This is a genomic window from Stagnimonas sp. FW305-C-60, from assembly GCF_058782965.1.
In genome coordinates, this window is record NZ_JBYSYF010000004.1 from 108,933 (window position 1) to 129,851 (window position 20,919).

Here is a 20,919-nt window from a genome sequence, read left to right on the forward strand (position 1 = left end):
TTTTAAGGAGCCTGCGGAGCGTTTTCCGGAGTCAGCACCACGCCGGACTCGGTCGGCTCGGCGGCGCGCTCGGCGTCGACCTTGTCCTTCTTCTGCTGCTCGATCACCGACTTGGCGTCGGGAGTGTCGAGGCTGCTGGTGCCGGCGACCGGGGCGGCACCTTCGATGCGGGCCAGCTTGTCGGCTTCGAAATACAGGGTGACGGTGCGGGTGCTGACCTGGCCGCGCGGCGACTTGTAGTAGCCGAGGTAGTCCCAGCGGTCGGCGCGGAACGGGCTGGCGGCGATCGGCGTGCCGAGCAGGAACAGGGCCTGATCGTGGCTCATGCCAACCTTGAGCTGGTCGAGCTGCTTCTGTTCGATGACGTTGCCCTGGCGGGTGGGCAGCTTGTAAATCAGGTTACAGGCGGAGAGGGCGAGCCCTAGCACCGCAATCAGCAGCACACGCATGTCGTTGGCCGGAATGAAACGAGCAGCGATAATAGCGGAAAGCCCCCGTCCGGGAGCGCTACACAGACACGACGCCATGGAATCCCAAGACCTCCGCAACGCCGGCCTGAAAGTCACTCTTCCACGCCTGAAGATCCTCGAAATCCTCGAGGGCAACTCCATGCGCCACATGTCGGCGGAAGATGTCTACAAGCTGTTGCTCACCGAAGACGCCGACATCGGCCTGGCCACCATCTACCGGGTGCTGACCCAGTTCGAGCAGGCCGGCCTGGTCAAGCGCCACCACTTCGAGGGCGGCCACGCGGTGTTCGAGCTGGAGCGCGGCGACCATCACGACCATATGGTCGATGTCGATTCCGGCAAGGTGGTGGAGTTTGTCAGCCCGGAGATCGAGCGGCTGCAGCACGAGATCGCCGAGAAGAACGGCTACGAGATCATCGGCCACAGCCTGGTGATGTACGTGAAGGCCAAGGAAGGGCGCGGCGGCAAGACGCGCTGAGCCTGAAGTTTCCTTCCCCGCCTGCGGGGGAAGGATCAAGGCCGGGTGCGTTGTCCCCGGCGTGCCCACCGCAGTCCGCCCCCGCAAGCCGGAGAGGCGGCGACTAGCCGGCGCGCTTGAGCAGATCGCGGGCCAGGGCCTGGGTGGCGGTGGTGAGATCCTGGCCGCCGAGCATGCGTGCCAGCTCCAGCACCCGCGCATCTTTTTCCAGCGGCCGCACCCGGGTGTAGGTCTGGCCCTCGTGGACTTCCTTGCGGATGCCGAAGTGCTGGCGGCCTTGCACCGCGACCTGTGCCAGGTGGGTGACGCAGAGCACCTGGTGCTGGGCGCCCAGCTCGCGCAGCTTCTGGCCCACCACCTCGGCGACACCGCCGCCGATGCCGGCATCGACCTCGTCGAAGATCATGGTCGCCACACCGGCTCCGCGCGCAGTCTGGCTGCAAACCTGGATCGCCAGCGAGACGCGAGACAGCTCGCCGCCGCTGGCGACCTTGGCCAGCGGCCGCGGCGCCTGCCCGGCGTTGGCGGAAAAATCGAAGCGCACCTCGTCGTCGCCGTGGCTGCGCACGCGCTCGCCGCCGGTGGGCTCCACCGCCACCAGAAACTGGGCGTTGGCCATCCCCAACTGGCGCACCACCGCGGTGATCGCCTCAGCGAAGCCGCCCGCCGCCTTGCGCCTCGCCTGGCTGAGCTGGGCGGCGGCGGCGCGGTAGGCGGCGACGCGCTGCGCCTGCGCGGCCAGTAGGGCATCGAGATCGCCGGCGGCGTGCTCCAGACCGTCGAGTTCGGCACGCAGGCCGGCTTGATGCGCCGACAGCTCGGAGAGCCGCACCCGATGCTTGCGGGCCAGATCGTGCAGGGCCGACAGCCGCCGTTCGCTGCGCTCCAGGGCCGCGGGGTCGAGCTCCAGGCGATCCAGCAGGCGCTGAATCTGTTCGGCGGCCTCGCGCAGCTGCGCCTGGGCGCTGGCCGCCAGGGTCTCGGCTTCGGCGAAGCCGGGTTCCAGCTCGGCCAGGCCGGACAGCAGCGCCAGCGCGCCGGACAGCTGGTCGTAGATCGCCGCCTCGCCGCCGTAGAGCAGCTCCTGGGCGCGGCTGCCGTCCTCGATCAGCCGGCCGGCATTGGCCAGGCGCCGGTGCTCGGTTTCCAGCTCCTCTAGCTCGCCGTCGCGCAGGTTCAGCGCCTCCAGTTCCTGCACCTGGTGGCGCAGATAGTCGAGCTGGGCGGGGTCGCGGCTGGCGGCGGCGCGGGCGGCGGCAATCGCCTGCTCGCCCTGCTGGACCGCGCTGGCGGCGGCTTGCACCGCGGCCAGCTCGGTGCCGTGGCCGCCAAAGTCGTCGAGCAGGCCGCGCTGCACTTCGGGCTTAAGCAGGGTCTGCGATTCGTTCTGGCCGAACAGCTCCACCAGCCGCTCGCCCAGCTCGCGCAGCGGGCCGGCGTTGAGCGCCTGGCCGTTGACGTAGGCGCGGGTGCGGCCCTCGGCGTAGACCACACGGCGGATCAGACAGAGGCCGGCGTCGTCGGCATCGAGCAGCTCGTGTTCCGCCAGCCAGGCGCGCGCGGCGGCGGAGTCGGTGAGGTCGAACTCGGCGCTGATCTCGGCCTTGTCGCAACCCTGGCGCACCAGCGCCGGATCGGCGCGGGTGCCCAGCACCAGGCCCAGGGCGTCGAGCAGGATCGACTTGCCGGCGCCGGTTTCGCCGGTGAGCACGGTGAACCCGGCGGCGAAGTCCAGTTGCGCCTCGTCGATGATCGCGAGGTTCTTGATCTGCAACTGTCTGAGCATCGGGCGCGCGCGGCGTCGGCGAGAAGAGGGTTTGGAAAAGGATTTTAACCGCGCGCCGGACCACGTCCCCAGTGCAGCTTGTCGCGCAGCACGTCGAAGTAGTGGTAGCGGTGCGGATGCAGCAGCCGCAAGGGATGCGGTGCGCGGCTGATGATGACGGTATCGCCGGGGGCGAGCGGTTCGCTGACCTGGCCGTCGCAGGTGACCGTCGCCTTGCTGTTGTCGGCGCCGCGCAGCACCAGCTTCACCGGCCGGTCGGCGGGCACGACGATGGGGCGGTCGCTGAGCGTATGTGGGCAGATCGGCACCAGGGCGATGGCCGCCACCGCCGGGTGGATCACCGGGCCGCCGCCGGAAAGCGCATAGGCGGTGGAGCCGGTGGGGCTGGAGACGATCATGCCGTCGGCGCGGTGCTGGCTGATGAATTCCTCGCCCAGCCAGGTCTCGAACTCCAGCATGCGGATGCTGGCCAGGTTGCGTAGCACCACGTCGTTCACCGCCAGCACCGGCGCGGTCTCGGCGCCATCGGCGCGCTGGATATGGGTGAGCAGCAGCAGGCGGTCGTCGGTGATGTACTGGCCGGCCAGCACCGCCTGCAGGGCTTCGCGCAACTCCTCGGGATTGACGTCGACCATGAAGCCCAGGCGTCCCTGGTTGACGCCCAGCACCGGCACCCGCTGGGCGGCCAGGCTGCGGCCGGCGTCGAGCAGGGTGCCGTCGCCGCCGGCCACCACCACCAGCTGGCAGCGGGCGGCCAGCTCGGCGCGGCTCACCGCCGGCACTCCGGCCTTGCGGGCGGTGTCGGCGTGGATGTCGTCGACCAGCACCTCGCGGCCCAGCTCGCGGAGCAGGGCGCAGATCGCCAGCAAGGTACCTTTCACGGAGGGATCGGTGCGCTTGCCGATGACGCCCACGGTCTGGAACACGGGGCTGGCGGGGAGGCTGGTCTGGGACATGGGCCGATTGTAGGGGGAGGCCGCGGCAAAATAAGCTGCGGTGTGAATCTTGACAGCCGTGCCGGCCGTTCCCACATTGCCGTTATGACCGCCCGCCTAGACCCTCGTGCCGCCGACCTGCTCAAGCTCTTGGTCGAGCGCTATATCCAGGACGGTGAGCCGGTCGGGTCGCGCACCCTGTCGAGGGCGGCGGCGCTGGGCATCTCGCCGGCCACCATCCGCAATGTCATGGCCGACCTCGACCAGCTCGGCCTGGTTGCCTCGCCGCACACCTCGGCGGGACGCATCCCCACCACCCGCGGCTACCGCTACTTCATCGACCAGCTGCTCTCGCCCGAGCATCTGGACGAACAGGAACGGGTGCAGATCGCCGAGGAGCTGGCGCCCGGCTACCGCGCCGCCGACGATCTGGTGCAAGCGGCTAGCCAGCTGCTCTCGCAGCTCTCGCGCATGGCCTGCGTGGTCACCGTTCCCAAGCGCAATCTGGCGGTGCTGCGGCGCATCCAGTTTCTGCCGCTGTCCGACAACCGGGTGCTGGTGATCCTGGTGGTCAACCAGCACGAGGTGCAGAACCGCGTCATCCACACCAGCCGGCCCTATGGCACCGACGAGCTGGAGCGCTTCGCCAATGCCGTCAACGAACACTTCGCCGGCCGCGATCTGGTCAGCCTGCGGCGGGCGATGGTGGACGAGGTCTCCGACGCCCAGGGCCGGGTCAATCTGATCCTGCGCGAGGCCGCCGCCATGGCCGAGGCGGCCCTGCGCGGCGATGATCATCCGCAGGGCAGCTATGTGCTCACCGGCGGCTCCAACCTGCTCGGCTTCCAGGAAATGACCGACCTCGGCCGCCTGCGCGGCCTGTTCGACGCGCTCGACCGCAAGCGCGACCTCCTGGGCCTGTTCGACCAGTGTCTGGCCGCCGACGGCGTGCAGATTTTCATCGGCGAGGAGTCCGGCTACCGGGTGCTGGACGAGTGCAGCGTGGTGTCGGCGCCCTATACGGTGAACGGCAAGGTGGCCGGGGTTCTGGGCGTGATCGGCCCCACCCGCATGGCCTACAATCGCATCATCCCGCTGGTTGCCGAGACAGCCAAAGCCCTGTCCCAGGGCTTGAAAGCGGACGTCTGAGCCCCAGTTGAATCCCTGAGAGCGTGCCGCCGGCGCGCCGCCACACTGTTATCCCGAAACCATGACCGACGCCCAACATCCGACGCCGGAGTCGACCGCCGCGCCCGAGCAGGGCCTGAGCCCGGAAGCCGAGCTGGCGCGCTTGCGCGACCAGCTCGCCGAGGCCCAGCTGGCGCTGGCTGCCGCCCGCGAGGCGCAGCTGCGTGCCGCCGCCGAAGCCGAAAACCGCATCCGCCGAGCCGAGAACGAGGCCGCCAAGGCCCGCAAGTTCGCTTCCGAGGAAGTGCTCAAGGACTTTCTCCATATCACTGACTCGCTGGAGCTGGGCCTGAAGGCTGCCGGCACGGTGCCGGACGGCGTCGCCAAGGCGCTGGTCGATGGCGTGCAGATGACCTTGAAGCAGCTGCTGTCGGCGCTGGAAAAGCACGGCGTGCGCCAGATCGACCCCCACGGGCAGCCGTTCAACGCCGAGCATCACCAGGCGATGAGCATGGCGCCCAGCGGCGAGCTGCCGGCCAATCATGTGCTGAGCGTGATGCAGAAGGGCTACAGCCTGCACGACCGCCTGCTGCGCCCGGCGCTGGTGGTGGTGAGCCAGGGTGGTGGTTGAATCGTCGAACCGCGCCACTTGAAAACGGCGACAGTCCACCTACTTACAGAGCAGTCAACGAAATAACGCGGAGCTAGCAAACATCATGGGCAAGATCATCGGCATCGACCTCGGCACCACCAATTCTTGTGTGGCGATCCTCGAAGGCAACACCGTCAAAGTCATCGAAAACAGCGAGGGCGAGCGCACCACGCCGTCCATCGTCGCCTACACCGACGACGGCCAGATCCTGGTCGGCCGCTCGGCCAAGCGCCAGAGCGTAATGAACCCGAAGGCGACGATCTTCGCCGCCAAGCGCCTGATCGGTCGTCGCTTCGACGACAAGGAAGTGCAGAAGGCGATCCAGCACTCGCCCTTCGCCATCGTCAAGAACGAAAACGGCGACGCTTGGGTGGAAGTGCGCGGCAAGAAGATGGCGCCCCCGCAGATCAGCGCCGAAGTGCTGATGAAGATGAAGAAGACCGCCGAGGACTATCTCGGCGAGCCGGTGACCGAAGCGGTGGTGACCGTGCCGGCCTACTTCAACGACAGCCAGCGCCAGGCCACCAAGGACGCCGGCCGCATCGCCGGCCTCGACGTCAAGCGCATCATCAACGAGCCCACCGCCGCGGCGCTGGCCTTTGGTGTCGACAAGGTCAAGGGCGACAAGAAGGTCGCCGTGTACGACCTGGGCGGCGGTACCTTCGACATCTCGATCATCGAGATCGCCGACATGGACGGCGAGAAGCAGTTCGAGGTGCTGGCCACCAATGGCGATACCTTCCTGGGTGGTGAAGACTTCGACCAGCGGGTGATCGACTACATCGCCGCCGAGTTCCAGAAGGAGCACGGCCAGGATCTGCGCAAGGATCCGCTGGCCATGCAGCGCCTGAAGCAGACCGCCGAAAAGGCCAAGATCGAGCTGTCGTCCTCGACCCAGACCGAGATCAACGAGCCCTACATCACCGCCGTCAACGGCGTGCCGCAGCACCTCAACCTGAAGCTGACCCGCGCCAAGCTGGAGTCGCTGGTGGAGGACTACATCAGCAAGTCGCTGGAGCCCTGCCGCATCGCGCTCAAGGACGCCGGCTTGAAGGCCAGCGACATCGACGAGGTGATCCTGGTCGGTGGTCAGACCCGCATGCCCAAGGTGCAGGATGCGGTGAAGGAGTTCTTCGGCAAGGAGCCGCGCAAGGACGTCAACCCCGACGAGGCGGTCGCCGCTGGTGCCGCGATCCAGGGTTCGGTGCTGTCCGGTGACCGTAAGGACGTGCTGCTGCTCGACGTCACCCCGCTGTCCCTGGGCATCGAGACCCTGGGCGGCAAGATGACCAAGCTGATCGAGAAGAACACCACCATCCCGACCAAGAAGTCCGAGACCTTCACCACCGCCGACGACAACCAGACGGCGGTGACCATCCAGGTCTACCAGGGCGAGCGCGAGATCGCCGCGGCCAACAAGAGCCTGGGCCGCTTCGACCTCACCGGCATTGCGCCAGCGCCGCGCGGCATGCCGCAGGTCGAGGTGATCTTCGACATCGACGCCAACGGCATCCTGCACGTCACCGCCAAGGACAAGGCCACCGGCAAGGAGCAGTCGATCCGCATCACCGCCAACTCCGGTCTCTCGGAAGAAGAGATCAAGAAGATGGTGCGCGACGCCGAGCTCAACGCCGAAGAGGACAAGAAGTTCGCCGAGCTGGTGGCCGCCCGCAACCAGGCCGACCAGCTGGCCGGCGCGGTCGAGAAGTCGGTGAAGGATCTCGGCGAGCAGGTGTCCGCCGACGAGAAGTCGGCCATCGAGAAGGCGGTCAACGAGCTGCGCGAAGCCGCCAAGGGCAACGACAAGGCCGACATCGACGCCAAGACCCAGGCGCTGATGGCGGTGTCCAACCCGGTGGTGCAGCGCGCCTACGAGAAGGCCGGCGCCGCTGGCGGCGAGCCGGGTGCTGCTGGCGCGGCCGGTGGCGCCAAGTCCGAAGACGTGGTGGACGCCGAGTTCACCGAGGTCAAGGACGACAAGAAGTAAGGGCGCTCGCTGCGCTCGCTGTGAGGTCGCAGAAGCGGGGCTTTAGCCCCGCTTCTGCTGTGAGGGCGCTCGCCGCTGCGCGGCTTGCTGAGAGGGAGAAGCATCGGTCATGACGGGGCGCAGACACCACGACTTGCGGGTCTGGCAAGACGGGATCGCCCTGGTGAAGGCGATCTACCTGCTCTCGGGCCGCTTGCCGAGGGACGAACAGTTCGGCCTGACCTCGCAGTTGCGTCGCGCCGCCGTCAGTGTGCCCACCAATATCGCCGAGGGCGCGGCCCGCTCCACCCGCAATGAGTTTCTGCAGTTCCTGACCATCGCCCGCGGCTCCCTGTCCGAAATCGATACGCTCTTGATCGTCTGTGCCGAAGTTGGCCATCTGAGCCCGGCGGAACTTGAGCCTGTTCAGAAGCAGGTCCACTCCTTGCTGGGTGGATTGGGTTCCCTCATCAAGCAGCAGCGCGAGCAGTCCTGATGTCTTCACGCTTTTCCCTTACAGCAAGCCGCGCCGCGGCGAGCGACCTCACAGGCGGCGCAGCCGCCGCCCTCACAGGGCGCAAAGCGCCCGTCCTCACGCCATGAGTAAACGCGACTATTACGAAGTTCTCTGCGTCGTCAGAACCGTCAGCGAGGAGGAGCTGAAGAAGTCCTACCGCAAGCTCGCCATGAAGCACCACCCGGACCGCAATCCGGGGGACAAGGCGGCCGAGGAGGCGTTCAAGGAGATCAGCGAGGCCTACGAGGTTCTGAGCGACGCCGAGAAGCGCAAGATCTACGACCAGTACGGCCACGAAGGTCTGCAGCGCGGTGGCGCCGGCGGTGGGGGCTTCGGTGGCGGTGGTGGCTTCTCCGACATCTTCGGCGATGTCTTCGCGGACATCTTTGGCGGCGGCGGTGGCGGTAGCCGTGGCGGGCCGCGGCGCGGCTCTGATCTGCGCTATCTCCTGGAGCTGACGCTGGAACAGGCGGTGTTCGGCGTCACCGAGACCATCAAGATCCCCACCTGGGACGATTGCGAGGCCTGCAACGGCCACGGCACCGCCGACGGCAAGAAGCCGCGCGAATGCCCCACCTGCCAGGGCTCTGGCCAGGTGCAGGTGCGCCAGGGCTTCTTCGTGCTGCAGCAGACCTGCCCGCATTGCCGCGGGCGTGGCGTCAGCGTCACCGATCCCTGCAAGAGCTGCCGCGGCGTCGGCAAGCTCAAGCGCGACAAGACCCTGGAAGTGAAGATTCCACCCGGCGTCGATACTGGCGACCGCATCCGCCTGAGCGGCGAGGGCGAGCCCGGCGACCGTGGCGCGCAGAGCGGGGATCTCTACGTACAGATCAACGTCAAGCCGCACGAGTTCTTCGAGCGCGACGGCAGCGATCTGTACTGCACGGTGCCGGTATCCATCGTCACCGCCAGCTTGGGCGGCGAGCTGGAAGTCCCCACGCTCAAGGGCAAGGCCAGCCTCAAGGTGCCGGAAGGCACCCAGAGCGGCAAGACCTTCAAGCTGCGTGGCATGGGCGTGAAGTCGGTGCGCGGTGGTCCGCAGGGCGATCTGATCTGCAATCTGGTGGTGGAGGTGCCGGTGGCCCTCAACCGCAAGCAGAAAGACCTGCTGCGCGCTTTCGGCGAGGCGGTGGATGGCGACAGCGGCAAGCACACGCCGGAGTCGGCCAGCTGGCTCAGCAAGGCCAAGCAGTTCTTCGACAAGATCGCGTAAGGCGACGTGTCGGCACCGCTGCGGCTGTCGCTCAAGGTCGCGCCCAAGGCCTCGCGCAATGCCGTGAGCGGCTGGATGGGCGAGACGCTCAAGCTGTCGGTGACCGTGGCCCCGGAGAAGGGCAAGGCCAATCAGGCGGTGATCGAACTGCTCGCCGAGGTGCTGCACCTGCCCAAGTCGGCGGTGCGCATCGTCCGCGGCGAAACCTCCACCAGCAAGCTGGCCGAGATCAGCGGCATCGGCGAGGCCGAACTGCGCTCCCGTCTGCCGCCGACTTAGTCGGCGACTAGAACAGCGCCGGGTACTGCGGACAGTCAGCCACTGGGCCATCGACCGCGAAGCTGGCGCTGACGCCCTCGTACTCGATGCGCGTGCCGGCATCCGACTGATCCAGCGATGCCACGGCGGTACCGGTATGGCGGATGCGGTAGCGGCCAGCGGGGCTATTGGCGGGCACATGCCATACCGCCTCGATCTGCGATTGCCGCCAGGGTAACGACTGACCCAGTACCGGTGCCTCGGGCTGCGGATGCCAGTACAGGATCAGTTCGGGGTCGCGGTCGCGCGCGACGATTTCCCAACTTCCATCGCCGCGTTCGCGCTCCGCGTACAAGTAGCTGCCGTTGAGCTTTTCCAGTGTGTCGTTGCGAGGATGAGCACCGGCAAACACCACCCGCACCGTTTCGCCCGCCCGGTACTGGTCGTTGGCGTCGCTGAGCACATCGCCAAACTCGCCGCCCTGCGGCCGAGCGTCTCCAGCCAGGTAGGGCGCGCGATTGGGAGGCGCCGGCTGGCTGCGGGGCGGTTCGGAGCCAACCGGTGGGGGCAGGCCGTCGCGCAGGCTGATCGCCAGCTTCCGCAGTTCCTGTTGCACCGCGGCCAGTGTCCAGGGGCCGAAGTGTGTGGAGGCGCCCTCGTACTGCTGCGAGGCGTATTCCTCGCGGGTGGTTAGGTACTGAACGAAGTCGTTGGAGAGGCTGGCCACCACCGCGTAATCGATGCCGGCGCCGCGCAATTCCGCCATCACCGTGTCGCTGATGCGCCGCGCCGAGGTGGTGGTGACCTCCCAAGGCAGGGCGACGATGGCGAGATTGCCCAGGCTGATGATCTGCAGGGGCAGGGTGGCGTTGCTGATCAGCTCGGTGCTGCCGATCGGGAACAGGATGGGCTTCTCAGCGTGGCAACTGTAGTCCACGTCTGGCAGAGGGGGCAGCGTGCCCAGTGCCTCGGTGTAGCCGCAGCCCAGCAGACCTCCGGCAGTGGAAGCCGGAATTGCCGGATAGCCGCTCGCGGTCGCATTCGCCGCCAGCGTGGCGAGCAGCACCTCCAGGTCGGCGAGCAGGCTGGCGCTGGGGTCCAGGGTCTCGCAACTGATGCCCTCCTGGCTGGGGCCACGATTGTCCTCGGCACCTGCGGCCATGCTGTAACCGAGAGCGGCGGTGCAGGTGCGCTTCTCGGCGCTGTCCAGTTCTGCCGGGTGCCGGAGGCTTGCTAGCACCACCGGGTCGCTGACTTCGATGGCGTCCATCTGGGCGTGGAACAGGCGGCTGTCGATGCCCCCGCGCAGCGGGGCGCCTCCGGTGTCGAACAACTCGATGCTACGCGCCAGTTGCTTGACCGCGTGAGCGGCAGTGCTGTGCAGGGTGTCGTCGCCGCAGCCGATGCGGATGTCCGGGAAAGGGAACTCGCGGTAGCAAAGGTTGGGCGAGCTGTCGCCCTCATCGGCCTGGGCATAGGCGGCGACGAAGCGGTCCTCACCATCTGGCGCCAGATAGTCGGTGCCCATGATCCGTTCGAAGCTGACCGCTGCTAGCCCCTTGTTGTCGCTGCTGACCAAGGGCTCGTGGGTGCCGACCGAGGTGGTGTGCACACCAAACCAGTTGAGCAGTCCCACCGGCTTGCCGTCGGCGCGTTCGAAGCGCAACTGCACCATGCGCTTGTTGACCCGCACTTCCTCGCCCTCGCGGTTCAGCCACTGGCCGCGCTCGGACTCGGGATTGCGTGCGTAGGCTGGCTCCGAGCGGTTGGTGTTGGCGTCGAGCAATTCGCCCATCTCCAGACGGATGTGCCCGGCCTGCGGGTTTGCCTCCAGGTTCAGGTGTGCCTGGCGGATCGCTCGGTACAGCCCCTGGGTATAGACCTGGTGCACCAGCGCGTCGTAACCGAGTCGGAACAGGTTGTAAGCAGCGTGATGGGCCTCGCCACCGGGACCAGAGTGAGTGTGGGTCGCCGACAGCATCAGGTTCTGCGAGCCGTAGTGCGGCGCTAGTAAGGGGTCGGCGGCGATCAGGTCGAGAACGGTCTGGCGGGTACCCTGGGTCATGAAGCCGGTCTCTGCGACCGCGATCAGTACTCGCTGACCATTGCAGGGCGAGCGCAGCGCGAAAGCGCGGGCGAACTGTCGTAGGTGGATGCCGCGCAACACATGCGTGGGGTCCTCGTAGCCGGCCGAGATGCTGTCTCCGGCGGGGCCGGTCATGTCCTGCACGCCGGTGCCGATCTGGAAAGCCTCGTTGTCCGCGCAGGTTCCGCCGTTGAGGCGGGCGCTGTCCGGGCGCGGCTGTGCTGGCGGCGGCAGCAGATCTACCCGACCGGGCGCGTCGCGGCCGGAGCCAAGGCCGCGGAGTGGACTGGCTAGCGCGCAAGCGCCGAGGGGGGTCTTGCTGACCGGTGTCAGCTCGGCGGTGCCGCCTCCTACCGCGCTCGGGGGCGCGCTGCGTCCACAGGCGGCGAGCAGCAGGCAGGCAAGAAGGTGAGCGGTAGCGCGCATGGCGGATTCGGCGTTAAGGGGACTCTCCCCAGGGTAACGACGCGGACGGCGCCCGGCTGACAGGCGCGGCCGCTGTAGCGGCCGGTGACACTTCAGCGATAAGTCAGCAGCTTGCCCTGAGGCCCTTCGAAATGGCCATGCTCATTGAAGCTCGATAGCGTCTGCCCGCGCGCGCTGTAGAGCAGCTTGCTGACGCTGGCGTTGGCGATGTTCCAGTTCAGCGCCAGCAGATTGGAGTCGGGGATCTGCAGCAGGCGCTGGGCCAGCGCGCTGATGACGCCGCCGGAGGTGAACACCAATGCGGTCTTCGAAGAGCCCAGCTGGCTCAGGGTTTCCTCCAGCGTCGCCACACAGCGCTGCTTGAACGCCGGCCAGGACTCGGTGTAGTCGGCATCGGCCTCGCCACCCACCCAGCGGTCGATGGCCTTGGCAAACATGGCCTGGAAGGCGCGCTTGGGATCGCCGGTCTGCGCCAGCTCCACCTGCATCACCCGCTTGTCGGCATAGCGTGGTTCGTGGCGGGTGATGACTTCCTCGTGGTCGTACTCGTTGTAGCCGGGGTGCTCGGCCGGCGTCAGCGTCTGGCCCATGGCGGCGAGGCAGGTTTCGGCGGTCTCGCGATGGCGGCGCATGCTGCCCAGGTAGACCGCGTCGATCTCCGGCAGGCGGCTGCGCAGGTGCTCGCCCAGCACCCGGGCCTGCTCGAAGCCGGTCTTCGACAGCTGGTCGTAATTGCTGTGGCCGAAGCTCGCCTGGCCGTGACGGATGAGGTAGATCGCGCCCATTAGATTTTCGATTCCTTGATGACCCGGCGCGCGCGCCAGCCCAGGTAGTTGGCCATGATCCAGAAGTTCTTGAACGCCGGGTTGCGGGTCTGCTTGTGGTGATAGCGGTAGTAGATCTGCTGGATGATCACCGCCAGTCGGAACAGGCCGTAGGCCTCGTAGAAGGCCCAGTTCTCGCACTTGAAGCCGGTCTTGGCCAGGTAGTACTCGACCACTTCCTTGCGGTTGAACATGCCGGGCAGGTGGGTGGGCTGGCGGCGCATGTACTGGGCAAAGCGGTCGTCGCCGGCCTCCGACCAGTAGGCGATGATGCAGCCCAGTTCCATCAGCGGATCGCCGAGGGTCGCCATCTCCCAGTCGAGCACGCCGATCACGCGGGTCGGGTCCTCGCTGGACAGCACCAGGTTGTCGAAGCGCCAGTCGTTGTGGATCAGCACATTGGCGACGTCCTTCGGGGCATTGGCCTTGAGCCAGGCCTGCACGCCCTTGAAGGCGCTGACGTTCCAGGTCGGCACCTTGTTGTAGCGGTCGCACCAGCCCTCGATCTGCCGCTGCACATAGCCGGAGCCCTTGCCCAGGCTGCTGAGGCCGGCGGCCTGCACGTCGACGCGGTGCAGCTCGATCAGCTTGTCGAGCATGTTGGTGCACAGCTGACGGGTCTGCTGTGGGCTGAGCGTCAGGCCGCGCGGCAGGTTCTTGCGCGGGATGATGCCGGCGATGCGGTCCATCACGTAGAACTCGCTGCCGATCACCGATTCGTCTTTGCACAGCCCGACCATGTTCGGCACATAGGGGTAGATCGGTTTCAAGGCCGACTGCACGGTGTACTCGCGGCCCATGTCGTGCGCGCCCTTGGCCTTGGTGCCGGACGGCGGCCGGCGCAGGATCAGGTCGCGGTTGGCGTACTGCAGTCGGTAGGTCCAGTTGGAGGCGCCGCCGGCGAACTGCGTGACCTGCGGTTCGCCCTGCAAGTCCACGCCCTGGGCGCGCAGCCAGGCGCTGACCTTGGCGGCCGGCAGTTCCTCGCCCTCGCGCACCGCGCCGCCACGGTCTTCGGCACTGGCCTGGGTCATTTGGAAAATCCGCGCTTGGCCATTTCGATGCGGGCGATCACGCCCTTGTGCACCTCGTCCGGGCCGTCGGCGAGGCGCAGCGAGCGCGCCTGCGCGAAGAAGCCGGACAGCGGGGTATCGCGCGAGACACCAGCGCCGCCATGAATCTGCATGGCCATGTCGGTGACCTGCTGCAGCACATTGGGGGCGACCACCTTGATGGCGCTGATCTCGGTCATCGCCTGCAGCGGGCCGACCTTGTCGATCTTCCAGGCCGCGTAGAGCGTCAGCAGCCGCGCCTGGTCGATGGCGATGCGGGCGTCGGCGATGCGCTCGCGGTTGCCGCCCAGATTGAGCAGGGGCTTGCCGAAGGCGGTGCGCGACATGCCGCGGGCGATGGCCAGGTCCAGGCCCTGTTCGGCCGCACCCAGGCAGCGCATGCAGTGGTGGATACGGCCCGGGCCCAGCCGGCCCTGGGCGATCTCGAAGCCGCGGCCGGGGCCGGCGATGACATTGCCCACCGGCAGTCGCACGTTCTTGAAGTGCACCTCGCCGTGACCGTGCGGCTCGTCGTAGTCGCCGAACACCGGCAGCATCCGCTCGATGCTGACGCCGGGGGTGTTCATCGGTACCAGCACCATGCTGTGCTGGCTGTGGCGGCCGAGCTTCTCGTTGGGGGTGAGCGCCATGAAGATGCCGATCTTGCAGCGCGGATCGCCGACGCCTGAGCTCCACCACTTCTTGCCATTGAGCACGATCTCGTCGCCCTCGATGATCGCCGTGGCCTGCATGTTGGTGGCGTCGGAGGAGGCGACATCGGGCTCGGTCATGAAGAACACGCTGCGGATCTCGCCGGCCAAGAGCGGCTTTAGCCACTGCTCCTTCTGCTCGGCGTTGCCGTACTTCCAGAGCACTTCCATGTTGCCGGTGTCGGGGGCGTTGCAGTTGAAGATTTCCGGCGCCATCAGGCTGCGGCCGGTCTCCTCGGCGATCGGCGCGTAGTCGAGCACCGACAGGCCGGCGCCGAGTTCCGGGTCGGGCAGGAACAGATTCCACAGGCCCTGGGCCTTGGCCATGTCCTTGAGCTTCTCGACGTGGTCGGGGATGCGCCAGCTCGTCCAGTCGCCGCCGTGGCGCTGGTTGTGGATCTCGTCCCAGTGCTGCTTCTCGATCGGTGCGATGTGCTCCTTGATGAAGCTGCGCACGCGCTTCGTGTAGTCGCGACTCTTGGCGGTGGGTTCAAAGTCCATGGCGTCTTCTCCTCGGTGGTGCGGCCATCCTAAGGCCGCATCTACAATTCATGAACTGATTTGTTTGAATGAAGAGCCATGCAGAACATGAATGAATCGGGGCGACTGGGGCGGGTCGATCTCAACCTGCTGCGGATCTTCGACACCGTCTACCGCGAGCGTCATCTGACCCGCGCCGCCGCCGCGCTCAACCTCAGCCAGCCGGCGGTCAGCCATGCCCTGGCGCGCTTGCGCAGGCAGCTGGACGATCCCTTGTTTAGGCGCCAGGGCCGGCTGCTGGCGCCAACTCCGCGTGCCGACCGGCTCGCCCCCGGCATCGCCGAGGCGCTGGCCGGTCTGGCGGCGCTGCTGCTGCCGGAGGCGGGCTTCAATCCGGCGGTGCACCTGCGCCGGGCGCGGCTGGCCATGCCCGACGAACTGGAGCCCTCGCTGCTGCCGCCGCTGGTGGCCCGACTCGCCGAGGCGGCGCCGGAGGCGGTGCTGAGCAGCGTGCGCATCGACCGCAGCACGCTGAAGACCGATCTCGCCGCCGGCCGCATCGACCTCGCGGTCGACATCGCCCAGCAGGGCCTGGGCCTGCGTCACGCGCCTCTGTTCGAGGACCGCTACTGCATCGCCAGCGCCAGTCCGGCGCGGATCAGCGCGGCGCAGTACCGAAAGGCCGCGCACGTGGCGGTGTCCTCCCGACGCTCCGGCCCGGCGATGGAGGAATACGAACTGGGCCGCCTGGGCATCGAACGCGAGGTGCGGCTGCGCTGCCAGAGTCACGAGGCGGCCGGCCGGGCGGTGCTGGCCTCCGGCCTGCTGCTGACCCTGCCACGCCGCCAGGGCGAGTGGCTGCGCGAGCGCCTGGACCTGCATCTGCTGCCGCTGCCGCTGCGCATGCCAGCGATGCAGATGCACCTGTACTGGCACCCGGCGCAGGAGCACGAGCCGGCCAATCTCTGGTTGCGCGAGGAGTTGCTGGCGCTGGCGGCGTCAACGACCTAGGGGGTAGTTGCGCGGATGGATGACGAAAAATGATAATCGTCACATGCGCAGCGCCTCCCTGACCCAGCCTGAAGTCCGTGCCCACATCCTGAGCGTGGCGGAGCGGCTGTTCCGCGCCTGGGGTTACGGCAAGACCACGGTCGCCGACATCGCCCGCGAGTGTGGGATGTCGCCGGCCAACATCTACCGCTTCTTCGAGAGCAAGGCGGCGATCAACGAGGCGATCACCGAGGTGCTGCTGACCGAGGTCGAGCAGAAGGCCGAGGCTGTGGTGGCCGAGCAGCGGCCGGCGGCGGATCGCCTGCGCAAGCTGCTCCTGGAGATGCACACCTTCTCCTGTGAACGCTTCCTGAAGGACACCGAGGTGCACGAACTGTGCGCCAAGGCCATGCGCGAGCAGTGGGGGGTGATCGACGCCCATATCCGCAGGATCCGTTCCATCGTCCGCGGCCTGATTGCCGAGGGCATCAAATCGGGCGAGTTCGCCAAGGCCGATCTCGATTTCGTCGAAACCTGCGTCAACAACGCCATGCTGCCGTTCTGCCATCCGCAGATCGTCGCCGAGCAGTTCGCCAAGGATCACAAGCGCCAGGCGGTGGCCATGGGCGAGTTTCTGGTGCGTGCCCTGAAGGGCTGATTTTTTTGTCTGTTCATGACGATTGCCAAAAATCGTCACTGTTAATTGGTGGCCCGGCCTAGCCGGGATCACCATCGCAAGGAGAGGGGCATGCAGATGGGAACGAAGCTGACGCTGGCGGTGATTGGCTTACTGCTGGCCGCCTGCGGCAAGGCACCGGAACCGGTGGAGGACATCCGCCCGGTGCGCACGCTCACCGTCGGCGCCAGCCAGACCTCGGCCGAGCACCGCTATTCCGGCGAGGTGCGTGCCCGCTATGAGTCGACGCTGGGTTTCCGGGTGTCGGGCAAGATCGTCAGCCGCAAGGTGGATGTCGGCATGAGCGTGAAGGCCGGGCAGCTGCTGGCCCAGCTGGACCCCAAGGATCTGGTGCTCAGCGAGTCCGCCGCCCAGGCGCAGGTCGCCGCCGCGCGCGCGCAGGCCGAGGTAGCCGAGCTGGACTACCGCCGGGTCAAGGAGCTGCTGGCCAAGGGCTTCATCAGCAAGTCGGAATACGACCGCCAGGAAACCCAGCTGAAAGCCACCAAGGCCCAGGCCGAGGCGGTGGTGGCGCAGGCGGCGGTACAGACCAACCAGACCGGCTATTCGCGCCTGCTCGCCGATAGCGATGGCGTGGTGACCGCGGTGCTGGCCGAGGCCGGCCAGGTGGTGGCCGCCGGTCAGCCGGTGATCCAGATCGCCCGCCAGGGCGAGATCGAGATCGCAGTGGCGATCCCGGAAGACCGCGTGAGCAGCCTGAGTGTGGGCATGCCGGTGACGGTCTCGCTATGGACGCAGGCGGGCAAGAGCTATGCGGGCCGCATCCGCGAGCTGTCTTCCGCCGCCGACCCTTACGCCCGCACCTACGCGGTGCGGATCAGCGTCGCCGAGCCGCCGCCGGAAATGAAGCTGCGGATGACCGCGACGGTGAGCATTCCACTGCCGGGCCAGCCTGATCTGATCCACCTGCCGGCACCGGCCATGGTTACCCAGGATGGCAAGGCCGGGGTCTGGGTGGTGGATGCCAAGACCTCCAGCGTGCAGTTCAAGCCGGTGCAGTTCGCCGGGGTGGAGGGCAATCAGGTGCTGGTGGGGTCCGGCCTGAACCCCGGCGAGGTGGTGGTCACCGCCGGTGCCGCCTACCTGCATGCCGGCCAGAAGGTGAAGCTGTTGGGCGCACCGCCGGCAGCGGCTGCGGTGCCGAAGCCGGCGGCGGGCTGAGCCGGAGCCGGGCATGGAGACCTCCGACCGCTTCAATCTGTCGCGCTGGGCCATCGAGCACGCCAACTTCACCCGCTTCCTGATCGTGCTGCTGCTGATCGCTGGCGGCGTTTCCTATCTGAAGCTGGGGCAGAAGGAAGATCCCGACTTCACCTTCCGGGTGATGGTGGTGCGCGCCTACTGGCCGGGCGCGACCGCCATCGAGATGGCGCAGCAGGTGGTGGATCCGCTGGAAGCCAAGCTGCAGGAGACCCCCTACCTCGACAAGCTGCAGAGCTATGCCAAGCCCGGCGAGGCGGCGGTGATGGTGTACCTGCGCGAGGAAACGCCGGTCAAGGAGGTCAAGAACATCTGGTACCAGGTGCGCAAGAAGGCCGGCGACGTGCGCAGCGCGCTGCCGAGCAACCTGATCGGGCCGTTCTTCAACGACGAATTCGGCGATACCTACATCGCCATGTATTCCTTCACCACCGACGGCTTCAGCTACGCCGAGCTGCGCGACTACGTGGACCAGGCGCGCAACGGCCTGCTGCGGGTGCCGGGGGTGGAGAAGGTCGAGGTGCTGGGTCAGCAGGAGGAGAAGGTTTATGTGGAATTCTCCTACCGCAAGTTCGCCCAGTTGGGCATCAGCTTCCAGCAGTTGCAGGCGGCGCTGACCGGCTACAACGCGATGACGCCGGCCGGCGTGCTCAATACCGCCGACCAGGCCATCTTCGTGCGTGTCGATGGCCACTACGACAGCATCCAGGAGATCGAGAACAGCCGCTTCCGGGTTGGCGAGAACAGTTTCCGGCTCGGCGACTTCGCCAAGGTCTATCGCGGCTACCAGGATCCGCCTCAGAGCAAGATCCGCCATCGCGGCCGCGAGGCCATCGCGCTGGGTGTGGTGATGCGCAACGACGCCAACGTGTTGCATGTCGGCAAGGGCCTGGAGATCGGCATCGCGCAGTTGCGCAGCGCCTTTCCGGTCGGCGTCGAGATCGAGCAGTACACCGACCAGCCGAAGGTGGTGCAGGAGGCGGTCGGCGGCTTCGTGCGCTCGCTGGTGGAGGCGGTGGTGATCGTGATGGCGGTCAGCTTCCTCTCGCTGGGTTTCCGCACCGGCCTGGTGGTGGCGCTGACCATCCCGCTGGTGCTGGGCGTCACCTTCATGGTGATGGACGCCATCGGCCTGCAGTTGCAGAAGGTTTCCCTCGGCGCTCTGGTGCTGGCGCTGGGCCTGTTGGTGGACGACGCGATGATTGCGGTGGAGATGATGGCCCGTAAGCTGGAGGAGGGCTACGACAAGCTCAAGGCCGCCTCCTTCGCCTACACCTCCACGGCGTTCCCGATGCTCACCGGCACGCTCATCACCGCTGCGGGCTTCCTGCCGGTGGGTCTGGCCAAGTCGGCCTCCGGCGAGTACACGCAGTCCATGTTCCAGGTGATCGGCATCGCGCTGATCGTGTCCTGGTTCGCTTCGGTCTACGTCACCCCCTACATCGGCTACCTGCTGCTCAAGGAGCACCGCGCGCCGGATGGCGAACTGCACGAGCTGTTCAACGGCCCCTGGTTCCAGCGCCTGCGCCGGTTGATCGACTGGTGCGTGGAGCATCGCTGGAAGGTCATCGTCTTCACCATCGTGCTGTTCCTGGCCGGTGTGTTCAGCTTCCGCTTCATCCCCAAGCAGTTCTTCCCGGATTCCACCCGTCTGGAGCTGATGGTGGAACTCTGGCTGCCGGAAGGTTCGAGCTTCGCCGCCAGCGAGGACGTCACCAAGCGCATGGAGGCGAAGTTCGCCAGCGATCCCGACGTGGCCGACTACGTGGCCTATGTCGGCGTCGGTAGCCCGCGTTTCTACCTGCCGCTGGACCAGCAGCTCAACCACAGCAACTTCGCGCAGTTCATGGTGCTGTCGAAGGATCTCGAAGGCCGCGAGCGGCTGCGCAAGAAGGTCCGCGACTGGGTCGACAACGAGTTCCCCGAGGTGCGCACCAAGATCGACCGCCTGCCCAACGGGCCGCCCACCGGTTGGCCGGTGCAGTTCCGCGTCGAAGGGCCGGACCCGCAGCAGGTGCGCGCGTTCACCGAAGAGGTGAAGGCCCTGGTGCGCCAGAACCCGATGACGATCAATGTCCACGACAACTGGCACGAGCCGACTGCGGTGATGCGGATCGACGTTGATCAGGAGAAGCTGCGGGTGCTCGGCATCAGCTCCAACGACGTGCGCGGCGCCAGCAATACCATCCTCTCGGGTACGCCGATCGGCACCTATCGCGAGCGCAATCGCGATGTCGAGATCATTGCCCGCCAGCCCCTGGAGGAGCGCGACCAGCTCGGCAGCCTCAAGGATGCCTACATGCCGACCGCCACCGGCCAGTCGGTGCCGTTCTCGCACTTCGGCAAGGCGGTGCCCAGCTTCGAGCCGGGGGTGCTCTGGCGCCGTGACCGGCTCTGGGCCATCACCATCCAGGCCGCGGTCGTCGACGGCGTCCAGGCCCCGGACGTGGCTTACGCCATCGACGCCAAGCTGGGCGACATCAAGTCGCGGCTGCCGGCCGGCTACAGCATCGGGATCGCCGGACCGCTGGAAGCCAGCAAGGTCGCCAACGACTCGATCAACGCCGAAATGCCGAAGATGCTGGTGGCCATCCTGCTGCTGCTGATGATCCAGTTGCAGCATTTCGGCCGCACCGTGCTGGTGTTGCTGACTGCGCCGCTGGGCATCATCGGCGCCGCCTTCGCGCTGCTCATCACTCAGACCGCCTTCGGTTTCGTGGCGTTGCTCGGCGTGATCGCGCTGGCCGGCATCATCATGCGCAACTCGGTGATTCTGGTGGACCAGATCGAGCAGGACATCAAGGCCGGCCATGATCCCTGGACCGCCATCGTCGAATCGGCCGTGCGCCGTGCCCGGCCGATCATGCTCACCGCCGCGGCGGCGGTGCTGGCGCTGATCCCGCTGGTGCGCAGCGTGTTCTTCGGGCCGGCGGCGGTGGCGTTGATGGGCGGTTTGATCGTCGCGACGCTCCTGACGCTGACCTTCCTGCCGGCGCTCTACGCCGCCTGGTTCAAGGTGCAACCGGCCAATCCCTTCCTCCGGCGCTAAGC

18 protein-coding genes are annotated in these 20,919 nt (G+C 67.1%); 11 read left to right on the plus strand and 7 right to left on the minus strand.

Annotated elements, in window-relative coordinates; all coding sequences use genetic code 11:
* Positions 1 to 2: 2 nt before the first annotated feature.
* A complete protein-coding gene (locus tag AC3WT6_RS13470; RefSeq protein ID WP_492654116.1) occupies positions 3 to 449 on the minus strand; it encodes an outer membrane protein assembly factor BamE in 447 nt (148 codons plus the stop codon).
* 76 nt (positions 450 to 525) lie between these two features.
* Between AC3WT6_RS13470 and fur the strand changes: the two genes are divergently transcribed.
* On the plus strand, positions 526 to 948 hold the full coding sequence (gene fur / locus AC3WT6_RS13475; protein WP_492654117.1) for a ferric iron uptake transcriptional regulator: 423 nt from the start codon (positions 526 to 528) through the stop codon (positions 946 to 948).
* A gap of 103 nt (positions 949 to 1,051) precedes the next feature.
* Here the strand turns inward: fur and recN are convergent, their stop codons facing one another.
* Together recN and AC3WT6_RS13485 are read right to left on the minus strand one after the other, a co-directional pair.
* Positions 1,052 to 2,734 carry a DNA repair protein RecN gene (recN, locus tag AC3WT6_RS13480; RefSeq protein WP_492654118.1) on the minus strand — a complete coding sequence of 561 codons (1,683 nt, stop codon included), beginning with the start codon at positions 2,732 to 2,734 and terminating at the stop codon, positions 1,052 to 1,054.
* Positions 2,735 to 2,778: 44 nt separating this feature from the next.
* Positions 2,779 to 3,690 carry an NAD(+) kinase gene (locus AC3WT6_RS13485; protein ID WP_492654119.1) on the minus strand — a complete coding sequence of 304 codons (912 nt, stop codon included), beginning with the start codon at positions 3,688 to 3,690 and terminating at the stop codon, positions 2,779 to 2,781.
* A gap of 84 nt (positions 3,691 to 3,774) precedes the next feature.
* On the opposite strand from AC3WT6_RS13485, the gene hrcA reads away from it, so the two are divergent.
* The 6 genes from hrcA to AC3WT6_RS13515 all read left to right on the plus strand — a co-directional run bounded on the left by hrcA (position 3,775) and on the right by AC3WT6_RS13515 (position 9,424).
* Entirely contained in the window at positions 3,775 to 4,818 is a 1,044-nt protein-coding gene (gene hrcA, locus AC3WT6_RS13490) for a heat-inducible transcriptional repressor HrcA (protein WP_492654120.1), read from the plus strand.
* 61 nt (positions 4,819 to 4,879) lie between these two features.
* Positions 4,880 to 5,428, plus strand: a complete 549-nt coding sequence (gene grpE / locus AC3WT6_RS13495) for a nucleotide exchange factor GrpE (protein WP_492654121.1) — start codon at positions 4,880 to 4,882, stop codon at positions 5,426 to 5,428.
* 85 nt (positions 5,429 to 5,513) lie between these two features.
* Complete coding sequence (gene dnaK / locus AC3WT6_RS13500; RefSeq protein WP_492654122.1) at positions 5,514 to 7,436, plus strand: molecular chaperone DnaK; 1,923 nt, start codon at positions 5,514 to 5,516, stop codon at positions 7,434 to 7,436.
* A 109-nt stretch (positions 7,437 to 7,545) separates the two neighbouring features.
* Positions 7,546 to 7,911: a four helix bundle protein gene (locus AC3WT6_RS13505; protein WP_492654123.1), complete on the plus strand. Its 366-nt coding sequence runs from the start codon at positions 7,546 to 7,548 to the stop codon at positions 7,909 to 7,911.
* 103 nt (positions 7,912 to 8,014) lie between these two features.
* Complete coding sequence (gene dnaJ, locus AC3WT6_RS13510) at positions 8,015 to 9,145, plus strand: molecular chaperone DnaJ (protein WP_492654124.1); 1,131 nt, start codon at positions 8,015 to 8,017, stop codon at positions 9,143 to 9,145.
* A gap of 6 nt (positions 9,146 to 9,151) precedes the next feature.
* Positions 9,152 to 9,424, plus strand: coding sequence for a DUF167 domain-containing protein (locus tag AC3WT6_RS13515; RefSeq protein WP_492654125.1), 273 nt, complete (start codon positions 9,152 to 9,154; stop codon positions 9,422 to 9,424).
* 7 nt (positions 9,425 to 9,431) lie between these two features.
* On the opposite strand, the gene AC3WT6_RS13520 is transcribed toward AC3WT6_RS13515, so the two are convergent.
* The 4 genes from AC3WT6_RS13520 to AC3WT6_RS13535 form a co-directional block, all read right to left on the minus strand.
* Positions 9,432 to 11,915: a neutral/alkaline non-lysosomal ceramidase N-terminal domain-containing protein gene (locus AC3WT6_RS13520; RefSeq protein ID WP_492654126.1), complete on the minus strand. Its 2,484-nt coding sequence runs from the start codon at positions 11,913 to 11,915 to the stop codon at positions 9,432 to 9,434.
* A gap of 92 nt (positions 11,916 to 12,007) precedes the next feature.
* Positions 12,008 to 12,700, minus strand: coding sequence for a histidine phosphatase family protein (locus AC3WT6_RS13525; RefSeq protein ID WP_492654127.1), 693 nt, complete (start codon positions 12,698 to 12,700; stop codon positions 12,008 to 12,010).
* Positions 12,700 to 13,773 (minus strand): phosphotransferase family protein, encoded by a 1,074-nt coding sequence (locus AC3WT6_RS13530; RefSeq protein ID WP_492654128.1) that lies wholly within the window; start codon positions 13,771 to 13,773, stop codon positions 12,700 to 12,702. The genes AC3WT6_RS13525 and AC3WT6_RS13530 overlap by 1 nt, the downstream gene beginning before the upstream one ends.
* Positions 13,770 to 15,002 (minus strand): acyl-CoA dehydrogenase family protein, encoded by a 1,233-nt coding sequence (locus AC3WT6_RS13535; protein WP_492654129.1) that lies wholly within the window; start codon positions 15,000 to 15,002, stop codon positions 13,770 to 13,772. Before AC3WT6_RS13535 ends, AC3WT6_RS13530 begins: the two co-directional genes overlap by 4 nt.
* Positions 15,003 to 15,089: 87 nt before the next feature.
* Between AC3WT6_RS13535 and AC3WT6_RS13540 the strand changes: the two genes are divergently transcribed.
* The 4 genes from AC3WT6_RS13540 to AC3WT6_RS13555 all read left to right on the plus strand — a co-directional run bounded on the left by AC3WT6_RS13540 (position 15,090) and on the right by AC3WT6_RS13555 (position 20,917).
* Entirely contained in the window at positions 15,090 to 15,992 is a 903-nt protein-coding gene (locus tag AC3WT6_RS13540) for a LysR family transcriptional regulator (RefSeq protein ID WP_492654130.1), read from the plus strand.
* Between the two features lie 43 nt (positions 15,993 to 16,035).
* A complete protein-coding gene (locus tag AC3WT6_RS13545; protein ID WP_492654131.1) occupies positions 16,036 to 16,629 on the plus strand; it encodes a TetR/AcrR family transcriptional regulator in 594 nt (197 codons plus the stop codon).
* A 90-nt stretch (positions 16,630 to 16,719) separates the two neighbouring features.
* On the plus strand, positions 16,720 to 17,829 hold the full coding sequence (locus AC3WT6_RS13550; protein WP_492654132.1) for an efflux RND transporter periplasmic adaptor subunit: 1,110 nt from the start codon (positions 16,720 to 16,722) through the stop codon (positions 17,827 to 17,829).
* Between the two features lie 13 nt (positions 17,830 to 17,842).
* Positions 17,843 to 20,917, plus strand: coding sequence for an efflux RND transporter permease subunit (locus tag AC3WT6_RS13555; protein ID WP_492654133.1), 3,075 nt, complete (start codon positions 17,843 to 17,845; stop codon positions 20,915 to 20,917).
* Positions 20,918 to 20,919: the final 2 nt, after the last annotated feature.